Raw genomic sequence first — 15,434 nt, 5'->3', positions numbered from 1 at the left:
AAAAGCTGCGCTTCGCAATCCGCGAAGGCGGCCGCACCGTCGGCGCCGGCATCGTCGCTTCGATCATCGAGTAATCGATGATCAGCGATCGATGGCGAAAGCTGCCGACGCTACTAGAAATGTTCAGATGGCGCGCAAGCGCGATCTGAACGCGGCGCCGGCATCGTCGCTTCGATCATCGAGTAATCGATTGAGAGGGCGGCCCTGGGCCATCAGCCCGGGGCCGCTTTTCGTTTCCGTCTGTCGGTTGGCGCAAGCCAGTCATGCAGACAGCGCGCATGTCGCCAATTCGTCCGGCTGGGCGGATTGACGAAAGGCCGATTGCGGTGTATGTCGCCGGCCACGATCAGAATCGCACGGTGATTTGCACCGTCAGTTCTTAGCGCTGCAGATTTCAAGGCCTGGTGACGGGTCGAGTTCGGCAGGGCTCCTCATGAATGAAAAGAGTGACAGGGGCACCCCGTGGTGTCCCTGTGATTTTTGAAAATTAGGGGCCGGCCAGTCATGGTAATTCACTGTCTCTGCGTATGCGGGACGCAAGAAAAGAAACAAGGACAAGTCGAATGAACGGCCAGAATATCCGCATCCGCCTGAAGGCGTTTGATCACCGGGTTCTCGATGCCTCTACGCGGGAGATTGTCTCGACCGCAAAGCGCACCGGTGCAAGCGTTCGCGGCCCGGTACCGCTCCCGACCCGTATTGAAAAGTTTACCGTCAACCGTTCGCCGCACGTCGATAAGAAGAGCCGCGAACAGTTCGAGATGCGCACGCATAAGCGCCTGCTTGACATCGTAGACCCGACCCCTCAGACCGTCGACGCTCTGATGAAGCTCGACCTGGCTGCCGGCGTTGACGTCGAGATCAAGCTCTAAGAAGGAATTCCGGCGAGAGCCGAAATAACAAGGAAGGTACGTGGCAAGACCTGCCAACGACTTCTCGAAACGGGAAACCCGAAGGTTCGGAAGGGCCGGAGTGGAATCCTTAAACAAAGAGGAAAGGCCGAGATCTGATCGAGGCCGCGACTCTCAAGAGGAATGAACCAATGCGTTCAGGTGTGATTGCACAGAAAGTGGGAATGACCCGCGTCTACAACGACGCCGGCGAACATATCCCGGTAACAGTTCTGCGGCTGGATAACGTACAGGTCGTTGCCCAGCGTACGGTTGACAAGAACGGCTACACCGCGCTCCAGCTCGGTGCCGGCACGTCCAAGGTCAAGAATACCACGAAGGGCCTGCGTGGCCACTTCGCTGCTGCGAGCGTTGAGCCCAAGGCCAAGCTCGTCGAGTTCCGCGTTTCCGAAGACAACCTCATCGATGTCGGCTCCCAGCTGACCGCGAGCCATTTCGAAGCCGGCCAGCTGGTCGACGTCACCGGCACGACGATCGGTAAGGGTTTTGCTGGTGCCATGAAGCGCCACAACTTCGGCGGTCTCCGCGCTACCCACGGTGTTTCCGTTTCGCACCGCTCGCACGGTTCGACGGGTTCGAACCAGGATCCGGGCAAGGTCTGGAAGGGCAAGCGCATGGCTGGTCACATGGGCCAGACGCGCGTCACCACCCAGAACCTCGAAGTCGTTTCGACTGATGAAGATCGCGGTCTTATCCTTGTGAAGGGCGCCGTTCCCGGCTCCAAGGGTTCCTGGATCATCGTCCGCGACGCCGTCAAGTCGGCGAAGTAAGGGAGCCAAGCACATGGAATTTAACGTCAAGACCCTCGAGGGCAAGGACGCCGGCAAGGTTTCTCTGTCGGACGAAATCTTCGGCCTTGAGCCCCGTGAAGACCTGATCGCCCGTATGGTCCGCTACCAGCTCGCCAAGAAGCGCGCCGGCACGCACAAGATCAAGGGCCGTTCGGAAGTCTCCCGCACCGGCTCCAAGATGTACAAGCAGAAGGGCACCGGTCGTGCTCGTCACCATTCGGCCCGCGCTCCGCAGTTCCGCGGCGGTGGTAAGGCTCATGGCCCGGTTGTTCGCAGCCACGCCCATGACCTGCCGAAGAAGGTCCGTGCGCTCGCTCTGCGTCACGCTCTGTCTGCCAAGTTCAAGTCGGAAGACGTGATCATCGTCGACAATCTGGTTGCGGCTGAAGCCAAGACCAAGGCGCTCGTCGGCAGCTTCGCCTCGCTCGGCCTCACCAACGCTCTCGTCATCGGCGGTGCCGAGATCGACAGCAACTTCAAGCTCGCCGCTTCGAACATCCCGAACATCGATGTTCTGCCGGTTCAGGGCATCAACGTTTATGACATCCTGCGCCGTGGCAAGCTCGTGCTTTCCAAGGCTGCGGTGGAAGCTCTGGAGGAGCGGTTCAAATGACGGATCTTCGCCACTACGACGTGATCGTATCTCCGTCGATCACGGAAAAGTCGACCATGGTGTCTGAGTACAACCAGGTCGTCCTCAACGTCGCCAAGGGTGCAAGCAAGCCGGAAATCAAGGCTGCTGTCGAAGCCCTCTTCGGCGTCAAGGTCACCGCCGTCAATACGCTCGTCCGCAAGGGCAAGACCAAGCGTTTCCGCGGCTTCGCCGGCAAGCAGAAGGACGTCAAGAAGGCCGTCGTGACGCTCGCCGAAGGTCAGTCCATCGACGTGTCGACGGGCGTCTGAGGTAGGGAACAAGAACAATGGCATTGAAAAGCTACAATCCGACGACCCCCAGCCAGCGTCAGCTGGTCATCGTCGACCGTTCGGGCCTCTGGAAGGGCAAGCCGGTCAAGGCGCTGACGGAAGGTCTCTCCAAGAGCGGTGGTCGTAACAACCTCGGCCGCATCACGGCTCGCTTCATCGGTGGTGGTCACAAGCGCACCTATCGTCTGGTTGACTTCAAGCGTCGCAAGTTCGACGTCGAAGGCACCGTCGAGCGCCTGGAATACGACCCGAACCGTTCGGCCTTCATCGCTCTCGTCACCTACACCGACGGCGAGCAGGCCTACATCCTGGCGCCGCAGCGCATCGCTGCCGGTGACAAGGTCATCTCGTCCGACAAGGCCGTCGACGTAAAGCCCGGCAACACCATGCCGCTGCAGTACATCCCGGTCGGCTCGATCGTTCACAACGTCGAAATGAAGCCCGGCAAGGGCGGTCAGATCGCACGTTCGGCTGGCACCTACGTCCAGCTCGTCGGCCGCGATGCCGGCATGGCGATCCTGCGTCTCAACTCGGGTGAACAGCGCCTCGTTCCGGGCGCCTGCCTCGCCACCGTTGGCGCCGTGTCCAACCCGGACCACGGCAACATCAACGACGGCAAGGCTGGTCGTACCCGCTGGCGCGGCAAGACCCCGCACAACCGCGGTGTTGTCATGAACCCGGTCGACCACCCGCACGGTGGTGGTGAAGGCCGCACGTCCGGTGGTCGTCACCCGGTTTCCCCGTGGGGCAAGCCGACCAAGGGCAAGCGCACCCGCTCGAACAAGTCGACCGACAAGTTCATCATGCGCTCGCGCCACCTGAAGAAGAAGTAAGAGAGGTAGTCAGAAATGGCTCGTTCAGTATGGAAAGGCCCGTTCGTCGACGGCTATCTTCTCAAGAAGGCTGAGAAGGTTCGCGAGACCGGCCGCAATGAAGTGATCAAGATGTGGAGCCGTCGCTCCACCATCCTGCCGCAGTTCGTCGGTCTCACCTTCGGCGTCTACAACGGCTCAAAGCATGTGCCCGTCTCTGTCAACGAAGACATGGTCGGCCACAAGTTCGGTGAATTCGCTCCCACCCGGACCTACTACGGTCACGGTGCGGACAAGAAGGCGAAGAGGAAGTAACAATGGGCAAGGCAAAAGCCGAACGCCGGCTGAAGGACAACGAAGCGCAGGCAGTCGCCCGCACGATCCGCGTCAGCCCCCAGAAGCTCAACCTGGTTGCCGCGCTCATCCGCGGCAAGAAGGTCGAGCGCGCTCTCGCTGACCTGGAATTCTCCCGCAAGCGCATCGCCGGCACGGTCAAGAAGACCCTGGAATCCGCGATCGCCAACGCCGAGAACAACCATGATCTCGACGTCGATCAGCTGATCGTCGCCGAGGCCTATGTTGGCAAGTCGATCACCATGAAGCGTTTCCACGCTCGTGGCCGCGGCCGCGCATCGCGCATCGAAAAGCCGTTCTCGCACCTCACCATCGTTGTGCGCGAAGTCGAAGCCAAAGGGGAGGCCGCATAATGGGTCAGAAAATCAATCCGATTGGCTTCCGCCTCGGGATTAACCGCACCTGGGATAGCCGTTGGTTCGCCGACAACGCCGAATATGGCAAGCTGCTCCACGAAGACCTGAAGATCCGCAAGTATCTGATGGACGAGCTGAAGCAGGCCGGCATCGCCAAGGTCGTCATCGAGCGTCCGCACAAGAAGTGCCGCGTCACGATCCACTCGGCTCGCCCGGGTCTGATCATCGGCAAGAAGGGTGCAGACATCGAGAAGCTTCGCAAGAAGATCTCGTCGATGACCAACTCGGAAACGCACCTCAACATCGTTGAAGTGCGCAAGCCGGAAATCGACGCAACCCTGGTTGCCCAGTCGATCACCCAGCAGCTCGAGCGTCGTATCGCTTTCCGTCGCGCCATGAAGCGCGCCGTTCAGTCGGCCATGCGTCTGGGTGCCGAAGGCATCAAGATCACCTGCGCCGGCCGTCTCGGTGGTGCCGAGATCGCGCGTACCGAATGGTATCGCGAAGGTCGCGTTCCGCTCCACACCCTGCGCGCAGACATCGATTACGGTACGGCTGAAGCCGAAACCGCATACGGCATCTGCGGCGTGAAGGTCTGGATCTTCAAGGGCGAAATCCTTGAGCACGATCCGATGGCCTCCGAGCGCCGTGCGCTCGAGGGCGACGCCCAGGGTCCGTCGTCGAACCGTGAACGTGGCGATCGTCGCCGCGAGAACGCTTGATTGAACGCTGGCGAAAGATAAGCTCGGAGAAGTAAGAAAATGTTGCAGCCAAAGCGTACAAAGTACCGCAAGCAGTTCAAGGGCCGCATCAAGGGCGTCGCCAAGGGCGGTTTTGATCTGGCATTCGGTGAATTCGGCCTGAAGGCTCTGGAACCGAACCGCGTCAACGCTCGCGAAATTGAAGCCGCCCGTCGTGCGATCACCCGCTACATGAAGCGTGCTGGTCGCGTGTGGATCCGCGTATTCCCTGACGTTCCGGTCACGGCCAAGCCGACCGAAGTTCGTATGGGTAAGGGTAAGGGTTCGGTCGAATACTGGGCATGCAAGGTCAAGCCCGGCCGTATCATGTTCGAGATCGACGGCGTTTCGGAAGAGATCGCGCGCGAGGCCCTTCGCCTCGGTTCCGCCAAGCTCTCTGTCACGACGCGCTTCGTACAGCGCATTGCAGAGTGAGGATCAAGTCGATGAAAGCCGCAGACGTACGCGCCATGAGCGCCGACCAGCTGAACGACGAGCTTGCTAAGCTGAAGAAGGAGCAGTTCAACCTGCGCTTCCAGAAGGCCACCGGCCAGCTCGAGAAGTCTTCCCGTATTCAGGAAGTCCGTCGTGACATCGCACGCGTGAAAACCATTGCCCGCCAGAAGGCGGCAGAAGCCAAGGCCTAAGGACCAGAAGAATATGCCGAAACGCATTCTGCAGGGCGTAGTTGTCAGCGACAAGAACGACAAGACTGTCGTTGTTCGCGTTGAGCGTCGATTCGCCCACCCGCTGCTTCAGAAGACCGTTCGCCGGTCGAAGAAGTACAAGGCACATGACGAAAACAACCAGTACAAGACCGGTGACGTCGTTTCCATCCAGGAATGTGCACCGATCTCCAAGGACAAGCGCTGGACGGTGATTGCCGCCCAGGCTTAATTTACGGACTTCCTGCGCAAGGGCTTGCACCTTGCGCAGAAATCTGTATGAAGCAGGCCACTGGCTGAGAACGCTCGGAATCGGGCGTTCTTTTGCTTTGAGCGCACGGAAGGTCCCGTATGGGAAACCACCCTGTATCTATCTTCCCGCGCACACCAGAAATTTATCATAAGCCTGGATAGGGGGCCTCGGCCCAACCGTTCGGGTTACAACAAGAAGGCGACCTGACATGATTCAGATGCAGACTAACCTCGACGTGGCGGATAATTCCGGCGCACGTCGTGTCATGTGCATCAAGGTGCTGGGCGGCTCCAAGCGCAAGTACGCTTCGATCGGCGACATCATCGTCGTTTCGATCAAGGAAGCGATTCCGCGCGGCCGCGTGAAGAAGGGTGATGTGATGAAGGCGGTTGTCGTTCGCACCGCCAAGGACATCCGTCGCGCCGACGGCAGCGTCATCAGATTCGATAACAACGCAGCCGTTCTTATCGACAACAAGAAAGAGCCGATCGGCACCCGTATCTTCGGACCGGTTCCGCGCGAACTTCGCGCCAAGAACCACATGAAGATCATCTCGCTGGCTCCGGAAGTACTGTAAGGGGAGCGACGAGCGATGAACAAGATTCGTAAGGGCGACAAGGTCGTCGTACTCGCTGGCAAGGACAAGGGCCGTTCGGGCGAAGTCCTCCAGGTCTTGCCGAAGGAAGACCGTGCGGTCGTCCGCGGCATCAATGTTGTCAAGCGCCACCAGCGCCAGACGCAGACCGCGGAAGCCGGCATCATCAGCAAGGAAGCCTCCATCCACCTGTCGAACATCGCGATCGTCGACAAGGACGGCAAGCCGACCCGCGTCGGTTTCAAGGTCGTCGACGGCAAGAAGGTTCGTGTGGCCAAGCGTTCGGGAGAAGTGATCGATGGCTGAGGCAAAGTATGAGCCGCGGCTCAAGGCCGAATACGTAAACCGCATCCGCAAGGCGATGCAGGAGCAGTTCTCCTACGCCAACGAGATGCAGATCCCGAAGCTCGACAAGATCGTCATCAACATGGGCGTGGGCGAGGCGACTGCCGACTCCAAGAAGCCCACCGTTGCTGCTGCCGACCTCGCAGCGATCGCCGGCCAGAAGCCGGTCATCACGCGCGCTCGCAACTCGATCGCTGGCTTCAAGGTCCGCGAAAACATGCCGATCGGCGCAAAGGTCACCCTGCGCGGCGCCCGCATGTATGAGTTCCTGGACCGCCTGGTCAACATCGCGCTTCCGCGCGTTCGCGACTTCCGCGGCCTGAACCCGAAGTCCTTTGACGGCCGTGGCAACTTCGCCATGGGCATCAAGGAGCACATTGTGTTCCCGGAGATCAACTACGACAAGGTTGATCAGATGTGGGGCATGGACATCATCGTTTGCACGACGGCGACCAACGACGACGAAGCTCGGGCTCTTCTGAAAGAGTTCAACTTCCCGTTCCGTCAGTAACCGTAACGACGAGCGTAGAAGAGGAACTTCGATATGGCGAAGACAAGCGCAGTTGAAAAGAACAAGCGCCGCCGCAAGACCGTCGCCAACCAGGCTGCCAAGCGCGCAGGCCTGAAGGCGATCATCATGAACCAGTCTCTTTCGATTGAAGAGCGGTTCAAGGCCACCCTGAAGCTGGCAGAACTGCCGCGCGATGGCTCCAAGACCCGTATTCGCAACCGTTGCGAAGTCACCGGTCGTCCGCGTGCATTCTACCGCAAGCTTGGAATGTCGCGTATCGCGCTTCGCGAGCTTGGCAACACCGGCAAGGTGCCGGGCGTTGTGAAGTCGAGCTGGTAAGGAGAGGCCAATATGACGATGACTGATCCGTTGGGCGATATGCTCACCCGTATCCGGAATGGTGCCGCTCGCCGCAAGAGCTCCGTCACCACCCCGGCCTCCAAGCTCCGTGCACGCGTTCTCGACGTTCTGCAGGCCGAAGGTTACATCCGTGGCTACAGCCAGGTCGATTACGACAATGGCAAGTCTGAGATCACGATCGAACTGAAGTACTACGAAGGTGCTTCGGTCATTCGCGAAATCGGCCGCGTATCCAAGCCGGGCCGCCGAGTTTATGTCTCGGTTAAGTCCATCCCGCAGGTCGCGAACGGCCTCGGCATCACCATCCTTTCGACTCCGAAGGGTGTGATGGCCGATCACCAGGCTCGCGAACAGAACGTTGGTGGTGAGGTACTCTGCTCCGTCTTCTAAGACGGGCAGGGGATCTCCATAGCGAACAGACAGGATAAAAACTATGTCTCGTATCGGTAAGAAGCCCGTTCCGGTTCCGGCTGGTGTGACTGCCGCCGTCGATGGCCAGAAGGTCACGGCGAAGGGCCCGAAGGGTGAACTTTTCTTCGTCGCCAATGACGAAATCTCCGTGAAGCTCGAAGACAACGCTGTTGTCGTTCAGCCGAACAACGACTCCAAGAATGCTCGTTCGAAGTGGGGCATGTCCCGCACGATGATCGAGAACATCTTCAAGGGTGTTAAGGACGGCTACGAGCGCAAGCTCGAAATCAACGGTGTTGGTTACCGCGCGTCGCTCCAGGGCAAGAACCTGCAGCTGGCTCTCGGCTTCAGCCACGACGTTGTCTATGAGCCGCCGCAGGGCATCACCATTGCTGTTCCGAAGCCGACCGAAATCATCGTGACCGGCATCAACAAGCAGCAGGTTGGCCAGGTCGCCGCTGAGATCCGTGAATACCGCGGCCCCGAGCCCTACAAGGGCAAGGGCGTCAAGTATGCCGAAGAGCGGATCGTCCGCAAAGAAGGCAAGAAGAAGTAAGGAACGCGCGAAATGGCAAGCAGAAAAGAAGCACTTGTTCGTCGTGCCAACCGCGTACGGCGTCAGATCAAGGCGGTGGCCAATGGCCGTCCGCGTCTGTCGGTACATCGCTCGTCGAAGAACATCTACGCTCAGATCATCGACGACGTCGCTGGCAAGACCCTCGCGGCTGCCTCGACTCTCGATGGCGGCCTGAAGGGCTCGCTCAAGACCGGTGCGGACATCGCAGCAGCTGCTGCCGTCGGCAAGCTGGTCGCCGAGCGCGCCACCAAGGCTGGCGTCAAGGAAGTTGTGTTCGACCGTGGCGCCTTCATCTATCACGGCCGCATCAAGGCTCTCGCCGAGGCGGCTCGTGAAGGTGGCCTGACCTTCTAATCAGAAGTTTCCACCCGGGCTTGCGTCCGGGTGGATTTCCGGCTTTAAGCCGGTCACACCGGATTCCACCTTGCACCGGAAGGGCAGGGTGGAACTTTGCGTAATCTGCCGATTGCACCCGGAAAAGAAAAAGGAAAAGGACAATGGCACAAGAAAAGCGTGGTTCGCGCGAAGATCGCCAGAACCGTGAAGAGCGCGATAGCGAGTTCGTCGACAAGCTTGTCGCGATCAACCGCGTCGCCAAGGTCGTCAAGGGCGGCCGTCGTTTCGGCTTTGCAGCCCTCGTCGTCGTCGGCGACCAGAAGGGCCGCGTAGGCTTCGGCCATGGCAAGGCACGTGAAGTGCCGGAAGCCATCCGCAAGGCGACCGAAGCCGCCAAACGCGACATGATTTTCGTTCCCCTGCGTGATGGCCGCACCCTGCATCACGACGTCAACGGCCGTCACGGCGCAGGCAAGGTTCTCCTTCGCTCCGCCAAGGCCGGTACCGGCATCATCGCCGGTGGCCCGATGCGCGCCGTTTTCGAAACGCTCGGCATGCACGACGTCGTCGCCAAGTCGACCGGTTCGTCGAACCCCTACAACATGGTTCGCGCCACCTTCGACGCCCTGAAGCACCAGGTACATCCGAAGGACATCGCTGCTCAGCGTGGCCTGAAGTACGCTACCCTCCAGGCTCGCCGCGCTGCCTCTGGCAACGCAGCTGAAGAATAAGAGGAGTCGGATCCATGGCTAAGGCTACGAAGAAGACTGAAGCAAAGACGATCACGATCGAGCAGATCGGTTCGCCCATTCGCCGTCCGGAAGTGCAGCGCAAGACGCTCATCGGTCTGGGCCTCAACAAGATGCACCGGGTCCGCACCCTGGAGGACACCCCTTCGGTTCGCGGCATGATCCGTGCTGTCCAGCATCTCGTTCGCGTCGTCGACGAGAAGTGAGACGGGGGAAGTCATCATGAAACTGAATGAAATCAAAGACAACGAAGGCGCCTCCAAGGAGCGTATCCGCGTAGGTCGCGGTATCGGTTCCGGCAAGGGCAAGACCGGTGGTCGCGGCGTCAAGGGTCAGAAGGCTCGTTCGGGCGTTGCCATCAACGGCTTCGAAGGCGGTCAGATGCCCATCTACCGTCGCCTTCCGAAGCGCGGCTTCAACAACATCTTCGCATCCGAATACGTCACCGTTTCGCTCGGCCGTATCCAGACCGCGATCGATGCTGGCAAGCTCGACGCCAAGGCAACGGTTGACGCCGCTTCGCTCAAGGCCGCCGGTGTTATCCGTCGTGCCAAGGACGGCGTTCGCGTTCTGTCCGATGGCGAACTGAAGGCCAAGCTGACGATCGAAGTTGCCGGCGCCTCGAAGGCTGCCGTCGAGAAAATCGAAAAGGCTGGCGGTTCCATCAAGCTGCTCGAAGCAGCCAAGGAAGCCGCTGAATAAGTGAAAGACAATCGCCCGGGGTGCTTCACACCGGGCGATTTTGCTCCCATATGTGAGCCTCACGATCCCAGGACGGAATGGACGTCGTTTCGTCTTCCGGGTCATCTGGAAAACAAGGGTGTGAGGCATGCGGTTGTTCGCAACTTCTCCCGCGCCCTGTTTTCTTAAAAGCAGTTTGAACGAATAGCCTCCCGGTCTGACGATCTGTCGTCGCCGGTTTAGGTTTGCGGAGAATTCTATGGCTTCTGCAGCGGAACAACTGGCCTCGAACCTCAACTTCTCGACTTTCGCCAAGGCGGAAGATCTGAAGAAGCGTCTGTGGTTCACACTGGCCGCATTGCTGGTTTATCGCCTCGGCACGCATATTCCGCTGCCCGGCCTCAATCCCGAAGCTTACGCCGCGGCCTTCCAGGGCCAGTCCGGTGGCATCCTCGGCCTCTTCAACATGTTTGCCGGCGGCGCCGTCGAGCGCATGGCGATCTTCGCGCTGGGTATCATGCCCTACATCTCCGCGTCGATCATCGTGCAGCTGATGACCTCCGTCGTCCCCGCCCTCGAGCAGCTCAAGAAAGAGGGCGAGCAGGGCCGCAAGATCATCAACCAGTACACGCGCTACGGCACCGTTCTGCTCGGCACCCTGCAGGCCTACGGCATCGCCGTCGGTCTCGAATCGGGCCAGGGCATCGTGGCCGATCCGGGCTGGTTCTTCCGCATTTCCACCGTGCTCACCCTGCTCGGCGGCACCATGTTCCTGATGTGGCTCGGTGAGCAGATCACCTCGCGCGGCATCGGTAACGGTATCTCGCTGATCATCTTCGCCGGTATCGCAGCCGGGCTGCCGACCGCGGTCGCCCGCACCCTCGAGCTTGGCCGCACCGGCGCCCTGTCGACGTTCCTGATCCTGACCGTCATCGTCGTGGCGATTGCCGTCATTGCTCTGATCGTCTTCGTCGAGCGTGCCCAGCGCCGCCTTCTGATCCAGTATCCGAAGCGCCAGGTGGGTAACCGCATGTTCCAGGGCGATACCTCGCACCTGCCGCTGAAGCTGAACACCGCAGGCGTCATCCCGGCGATCTTTGCCTCGTCGCTGCTGCTTCTGCCGGCAACTGCGGCAGGCTTTGCCGGCACGAGCCAGCTTCCGGGCTGGGCAACGACCGTGATTGCAGCCCTGCAGCATGGCCACCCGGTCTATATGCTGCTCTACGGCGCGTTGATTGCCTTCTTTGCCTTCTTCTACACGGCCATCGTCTTCAACCCGAAGGATACGGCCGACAATCTGAAGAAGCACGGCGGCTTCATTCCGGGCATTCGCCCCGGTGATCGCACGGCCGAATACATCGATTACGTGCTGACCCGCATCACGGTTGTCGGTGCCGTCTACCTCGTCTTCGTCTGCGTCCTGCCCGAAATCCTCATCGCACGCACCGGGATCCCATTAGCCCTTGGTGGTACTTCGCTTTTGATTGTTGTCAGCGTGACCCTTGATACTGTAGCACAGATTCAGGGACACCTGATCGCCCAGCAATATGAGGGCCTGATCAAGAAGTCGAAGTTGCGTGGAGGAAAGAGGGGACGATGAGACTGATTCTGTTAGGACCGCCGGGCGCGGGTAAGGGGACCCAGGCCCAGCGGATCGTGGAGAAGCACGGCATCCCGCAGCTTTCCACCGGTGACATGCTCCGTGCCGCGGTATCCGCCGGCACGGAGGTCGGCAAACGCGCCAAGGCTGTCATGGACGCCGGCAAGCTCGTTTCTGACGAGATTGTCATCGCCATCGTCTCCGAGCGCATCGATGCGCCCGACTGCGCCAATGGCTTCATCCTGGATGGTTTCCCGCGCACGCTCGTGCAGGCCGATGCCACCGAGGCCATGCTCAAGGGCAAGAACCTGGATCTGTCGGCCGTGATCGAGATCCGCGTCGACGACGAGATCCTCGCCGATCGAATCGCCGGCCGTTATACCTGCGCCAATTGCGGTGCCGGTTATCACGACGAAAACCTGAAGCCGAAGGTTGAGGGCGTCTGCGACAAGTGCGGTTCCACCCACTTCAAGCGCCGCCCCGACGACAACCGGGACACGGTCCGTACCCGCCTTCAGGCCTATTACAAGGAAACCTCGCCGCTGATCGGATATTACCACGCCAAGGGTAAGCTGCATTCGGTCGATGGCATGGGTGAGATCGATGCCGTGACCGGCGAGATCGATGCCATTCTCGCCAAGGTCTGAAGCCTGGCAACCTTAAGAATCTTCGCGGAGCCGGTTGCTTTTGGCCACCGATTCCGTTAAAGACCGCGCCAACTCGCGACATGACTGCGATCGGCGCGTTCTTCCAAAACGCTGGGAGACCGGGTTCGATCGTTTTGGTTTGTCGAGAACCCGAATTGTAATTGCGGTCCCTCTGGGCCGTGTAACGAGACACCACTTGCCGGATGGCAACTGGAAGCAAGGAGAATAGGCGTGGCACGTATCGCTGGCGTCAACATCCCGACTGCGAAGCGCGTTGTTATCGCGCTGACCTACATTCACGGGATCGGCCCGAAGTTCGCATCGGAAATCATGGAGAAGGTCGGTCTTCCGGCTGACAAGCGCGTTCACCAGCTGACCGACGCTGAAGTTCTCCAGATCCGCGAAACCATCGACCGCGATTATCAGGTCGAGGGTGACCTGCGTCGCGAAACCGCGATGAACATCAAGCGTCTGATGGACCTCGGCTGCTACCGTGGCCTGCGCCATCGTCGTGGTCTGCCGGTTCGCGGTCAGCGCACGCACACCAACGCCCGCACCCGCAAGGGTCCGGCGAAGGCGATCGCTGGTAAGAAGAAGTAATTTTTTCGAGGCAGTTGGCAATAGGCAGTGGGCAGTAGGGATACTACTGGCTACTGCCTAAATCCTATTGCCTCGATTGGTGTAGCCGCTGGCATTACGGCGGTGCTTAGATCAACTGAAAGGAAGACCATGGCCAAGGAAGCCGCACGCGTCCGCCGTCGCGAACGCAAGAACATCTCGTCGGGCGTTGCCCACGTCAATTCGACCTTCAACAACACGATGATCACCATCACCGACGCACAGGGCAATGCGATTGCCTGGTCGTCTGCTGGTGCCAAGGGCTTCAAGGGTTCGCGTAAGTCGACCCCGTTCGCGGCCCAGATCGCTGCTGAAGACTGCGCCAAGAAGGCCCAGGAACACGGCATGAAGTCCCTCGAAGTGGAAGTCTGCGGTCCGGGTTCGGGTCGTGAATCCGCTCTGCGCGCCCTCCAGGCTGCCGGCTTCATGATCACGTCCATCCGCGACGTGACCCCGATCCCGCACAATGGCTGCCGTCCGCGCAAGAAGCGTCGCGTCTAATCATTCTTCGTTTTGCCGGGCAGGCTTATTCGCCTTCCCGGTGCTTCTCATATTCGGCCGTCACGATTGAATGGTGATGGCGAACGGAAGGTAAAATCATGATTCAGAAGAATTGGCAGGAACTGATCAAGCCGAACAAGGTGGAATTTTCCTCCTCCGGCCGCACCAAGGCGACCCTCGTCGCCGAGCCGCTTGAGCGTGGCTTCGGCCTGACGCTGGGCAATGCTCTGCGTCGCGTTCTCCTGTCGTCGCTTCGTGGTGCAGCCGTCACGGCTGTCCAGATCGACGGCGTTCTGCACGAGTTCTCGTCTATCCCGGGCGTTCGCGAAGATGTCACCGACATCGTCCTGAACATCAAGGAAATCGCCATCAAGATGGACGGCGACGATGCCAAGCGCATGGTTGTCCGCAAGCAGGGTCCGGGCGTTGTAACCGCCGGTGACATCCAGACGGTCGGCGACATTGAGATCCTGAACCCCAACCATGTGATCTGCACTCTCGACGAGGGCGCTGAGATCCGCATGGAGTTCACGGTCAACAACGGCAAGGGCTATGTCCCGGCCGAGCGTAACCGCGCGGAAGATGCTCCGATCGGCCTCATCCCGGTCGACAGCCTCTACTCGCCGGTCAAGAAGGTGTCTTACAAGGTCGAAAACACCCGCGAGGGCCAGGTTCTCGACTATGACAAGCTGACCATGACCATCGAAACCGATGGCTCTGTCACCGGTGAAGACGCCGTCGCTTTCGCTGCCCGCATCCTCCAGGACCAGCTCTCGGTCTTCGTCAACTTCGACGAACCGCAGAAGGAAGCCGAAGAGGAAGCCGTCACCGAGCTCGCCTTCAACCCGGCGCTGCTCAAGAAGGTCGACGAGCTGGAGCTTTCGGTCCGCTCGGCAAACTGCCTGAAGAACGACAACATCGTTTACATCGGCGATCTGATCCAGAAGACCGAGGCAGAAATGCTGCGTACGCCGAACTTCGGCCGCAAGTCGCTGAACGAAATCAAGGAAGTTCTCGCTTCCATGGGCCTGCACCTCGGTATGGAAGTACCGGCCTGGCCGCCCGAGAACATCGAAGATCTCGCCAAGCGCTACGAAGACCAGTACTAAGAAACAAAAAGGCAGGGCCGTCTCTGCCTTTTCCAGTCAAACTGCGGGCGAATGCCCGTATGTGTCAGGAAACGGCAGCCTCTGAGACAGAGCCTGCACTTAAAGGAGAATAGCAATGCGCCACCAGAAAGCCGGCCGCAAGCTGAACCGTACCGCCAGCCACCGTAAGGCGATGTTCGCCAACATGGCTGCTTCGCTCATCACCCATGAGCAGATCGTCACCACGCTCCCGAAGGCGAAGGAAATTCGCCCGATCGTCGAGAAGCTGGTCACCCTCGGCAAGCGCGGCGACCTGCACGCTCGTCGTCAGGCCATCTCGCAGATCAAGGACGTCGATGCCGTCAAGAAGCTGTTCGACGCCATCGCTTCGCGTTACGCAACCCGCAACGGCGGCTACCTGCGTATCATGAAGGCCGGTTTCCGCCAGGGCGACAACGCCGCCATGGCTGTCATCGAGTTCGTTGAGCGCGACGTTGACGCCAAGGGCGCAGCCGACAAGGCCCGCGTTGCTGCTGAAGCCGAAGCTGAAGCTGCGTAAGTTTCCTCCCGCAAGGGAAGGATGAAAAAAGCCGGGTGAGCGATCACCCG

27 protein-coding genes and 1 pseudogene are annotated in these 15,434 nt (G+C 59.8%); all 28 read left to right on the top strand.

What is annotated here, in order from left to right; all coding sequences use genetic code 11:
* Window positions 1-74, top strand: a pseudogene (locus tag H6M51_RS14170) (elongation factor Tu); the annotation flags it as partial.
* Window positions 75-563: 489 nt separating this feature from the next.
* The gene (gene rpsJ, locus H6M51_RS14165) at window positions 564-872 is read left to right on the top strand and encodes a 30S ribosomal protein S10 (RefSeq protein ID WP_006728688.1); all 309 of its coding nucleotides are present in this window, start codon (window positions 564-566) and stop codon (window positions 870-872) included.
* A 170-nt stretch (window positions 873-1,042) separates the two neighbouring features.
* Entirely contained in the window at window positions 1,043-1,681 is a 639-nt protein-coding gene (rplC, locus tag H6M51_RS14160) for a 50S ribosomal protein L3 (protein WP_162549184.1), read from the top strand.
* Between the two features lie 13 nt (window positions 1,682-1,694).
* Complete coding sequence (gene rplD, locus H6M51_RS14155; protein WP_162549185.1) at window positions 1,695-2,315, top strand: 50S ribosomal protein L4; 621 nt, start codon at window positions 1,695-1,697, stop codon at window positions 2,313-2,315.
* On the top strand, window positions 2,312-2,605 hold the full coding sequence (locus tag H6M51_RS14150) for a 50S ribosomal protein L23 (protein WP_185810445.1): 294 nt from the start codon (window positions 2,312-2,314) through the stop codon (window positions 2,603-2,605). Before rplD ends, H6M51_RS14150 begins: the two co-directional genes overlap by 4 nt.
* A 17-nt stretch (window positions 2,606-2,622) precedes the next feature.
* Window positions 2,623-3,459 carry a 50S ribosomal protein L2 gene (gene rplB, locus H6M51_RS14145; protein ID WP_162549186.1) on the top strand — a complete coding sequence of 279 codons (837 nt, stop codon included), beginning with the start codon at window positions 2,623-2,625 and terminating at the stop codon, window positions 3,457-3,459.
* A gap of 15 nt (window positions 3,460-3,474) precedes the next feature.
* Window positions 3,475-3,753 (top strand): 30S ribosomal protein S19, encoded by a 279-nt coding sequence (gene rpsS / locus H6M51_RS14140; RefSeq protein WP_102019766.1) that lies wholly within the window; start codon window positions 3,475-3,477, stop codon window positions 3,751-3,753.
* Between the two features lie 2 nt (window positions 3,754-3,755).
* Complete coding sequence (rplV, locus tag H6M51_RS14135; protein WP_162549187.1) at window positions 3,756-4,145, top strand: 50S ribosomal protein L22; 390 nt, start codon at window positions 3,756-3,758, stop codon at window positions 4,143-4,145.
* The gene (gene rpsC, locus H6M51_RS14130) at window positions 4,145-4,870 is read left to right on the top strand and encodes a 30S ribosomal protein S3 (RefSeq protein ID WP_162549188.1); all 726 of its coding nucleotides are present in this window, start codon (window positions 4,145-4,147) and stop codon (window positions 4,868-4,870) included. The genes rplV and rpsC overlap by 1 nt, the downstream gene beginning before the upstream one ends.
* A gap of 39 nt (window positions 4,871-4,909) precedes the next feature.
* Window positions 4,910-5,323 carry a 50S ribosomal protein L16 gene (gene rplP, locus H6M51_RS14125; protein WP_006728680.1) on the top strand — a complete coding sequence of 138 codons (414 nt, stop codon included), beginning with the start codon at window positions 4,910-4,912 and terminating at the stop codon, window positions 5,321-5,323.
* Between the two features lie 11 nt (window positions 5,324-5,334).
* Window positions 5,335-5,535 (top strand): 50S ribosomal protein L29, encoded by a 201-nt coding sequence (gene rpmC / locus H6M51_RS14120; protein WP_028735898.1) that lies wholly within the window; start codon window positions 5,335-5,337, stop codon window positions 5,533-5,535.
* A gap of 13 nt (window positions 5,536-5,548) precedes the next feature.
* Window positions 5,549-5,785: a 30S ribosomal protein S17 gene (gene rpsQ / locus H6M51_RS14115; RefSeq protein WP_162549189.1), complete on the top strand. Its 237-nt coding sequence runs from the start codon at window positions 5,549-5,551 to the stop codon at window positions 5,783-5,785.
* A gap of 229 nt (window positions 5,786-6,014) precedes the next feature.
* Window positions 6,015-6,383 (top strand): 50S ribosomal protein L14, encoded by a 369-nt coding sequence (rplN, locus tag H6M51_RS14110; protein WP_006728677.1) that lies wholly within the window; start codon window positions 6,015-6,017, stop codon window positions 6,381-6,383.
* A 15-nt stretch (window positions 6,384-6,398) separates the two neighbouring features.
* Entirely contained in the window at window positions 6,399-6,707 is a 309-nt protein-coding gene (gene rplX, locus H6M51_RS14105; protein ID WP_185810444.1) for a 50S ribosomal protein L24, read from the top strand.
* Window positions 6,700-7,257, top strand: coding sequence for a 50S ribosomal protein L5 (gene rplE / locus H6M51_RS14100; protein WP_162549191.1), 558 nt, complete (start codon window positions 6,700-6,702; stop codon window positions 7,255-7,257). Before rplX ends, rplE begins: the two co-directional genes overlap by 8 nt.
* A gap of 33 nt (window positions 7,258-7,290) precedes the next feature.
* Window positions 7,291-7,596, top strand: a complete 306-nt coding sequence (gene rpsN, locus H6M51_RS14095) for a 30S ribosomal protein S14 (RefSeq protein WP_162549192.1) — start codon at window positions 7,291-7,293, stop codon at window positions 7,594-7,596.
* 12 nt (window positions 7,597-7,608) lie between these two features.
* Entirely contained in the window at window positions 7,609-8,007 is a 399-nt protein-coding gene (rpsH, locus tag H6M51_RS14090) for a 30S ribosomal protein S8 (RefSeq protein WP_136597312.1), read from the top strand.
* Between the two features lie 43 nt (window positions 8,008-8,050).
* On the top strand, window positions 8,051-8,584 hold the full coding sequence (rplF, locus tag H6M51_RS14085; RefSeq protein ID WP_162549193.1) for a 50S ribosomal protein L6: 534 nt from the start codon (window positions 8,051-8,053) through the stop codon (window positions 8,582-8,584).
* Between the two features lie 12 nt (window positions 8,585-8,596).
* Complete coding sequence (gene rplR, locus H6M51_RS14080) at window positions 8,597-8,959, top strand: 50S ribosomal protein L18 (protein WP_162549194.1); 363 nt, start codon at window positions 8,597-8,599, stop codon at window positions 8,957-8,959.
* Between the two features lie 143 nt (window positions 8,960-9,102).
* A complete protein-coding gene (rpsE, locus tag H6M51_RS14075; protein WP_185810443.1) occupies window positions 9,103-9,672 on the top strand; it encodes a 30S ribosomal protein S5 in 570 nt (189 codons plus the stop codon).
* A 14-nt stretch (window positions 9,673-9,686) separates the two neighbouring features.
* Window positions 9,687-9,896, top strand: coding sequence for a 50S ribosomal protein L30 (gene rpmD / locus H6M51_RS14070; protein WP_113462293.1), 210 nt, complete (start codon window positions 9,687-9,689; stop codon window positions 9,894-9,896).
* A 16-nt stretch (window positions 9,897-9,912) separates the two neighbouring features.
* The gene (gene rplO / locus H6M51_RS14065; protein ID WP_113462292.1) at window positions 9,913-10,392 is read left to right on the top strand and encodes a 50S ribosomal protein L15; all 480 of its coding nucleotides are present in this window, start codon (window positions 9,913-9,915) and stop codon (window positions 10,390-10,392) included.
* A 238-nt stretch (window positions 10,393-10,630) separates the two neighbouring features.
* Entirely contained in the window at window positions 10,631-11,971 is a 1,341-nt protein-coding gene (secY, locus tag H6M51_RS14060) for a preprotein translocase subunit SecY (protein ID WP_185810442.1), read from the top strand.
* Complete coding sequence (locus H6M51_RS14055) at window positions 11,968-12,618, top strand: adenylate kinase (RefSeq protein ID WP_185810441.1); 651 nt, start codon at window positions 11,968-11,970, stop codon at window positions 12,616-12,618. The genes secY and H6M51_RS14055 overlap by 4 nt, the downstream gene beginning before the upstream one ends.
* A 231-nt stretch (window positions 12,619-12,849) precedes the next feature.
* A complete protein-coding gene (gene rpsM / locus H6M51_RS14050) occupies window positions 12,850-13,218 on the top strand; it encodes a 30S ribosomal protein S13 (protein WP_113462289.1) in 369 nt (122 codons plus the stop codon).
* 129 nt (window positions 13,219-13,347) lie between these two features.
* Window positions 13,348-13,737, top strand: coding sequence for a 30S ribosomal protein S11 (gene rpsK, locus H6M51_RS14045; RefSeq protein ID WP_112641742.1), 390 nt, complete (start codon window positions 13,348-13,350; stop codon window positions 13,735-13,737).
* A gap of 98 nt (window positions 13,738-13,835) precedes the next feature.
* Window positions 13,836-14,846 carry a DNA-directed RNA polymerase subunit alpha gene (locus tag H6M51_RS14040; RefSeq protein WP_185810440.1) on the top strand — a complete coding sequence of 337 codons (1,011 nt, stop codon included), beginning with the start codon at window positions 13,836-13,838 and terminating at the stop codon, window positions 14,844-14,846.
* A gap of 115 nt (window positions 14,847-14,961) precedes the next feature.
* Window positions 14,962-15,384: a 50S ribosomal protein L17 gene (gene rplQ, locus H6M51_RS14035; RefSeq protein ID WP_185810439.1), complete on the top strand. Its 423-nt coding sequence runs from the start codon at window positions 14,962-14,964 to the stop codon at window positions 15,382-15,384.
* Window positions 15,385-15,434: the final 50 nt, after the last annotated feature.

The sequence above is a fragment of the Rhizobium sp. AQ_MP genome, from assembly GCF_014237835.1.
GTDB lineage: Bacteria > Pseudomonadota > Alphaproteobacteria > Rhizobiales > Rhizobiaceae > Allorhizobium.
This window is presented reverse-complemented; position numbering and strand designations above follow the sequence as displayed.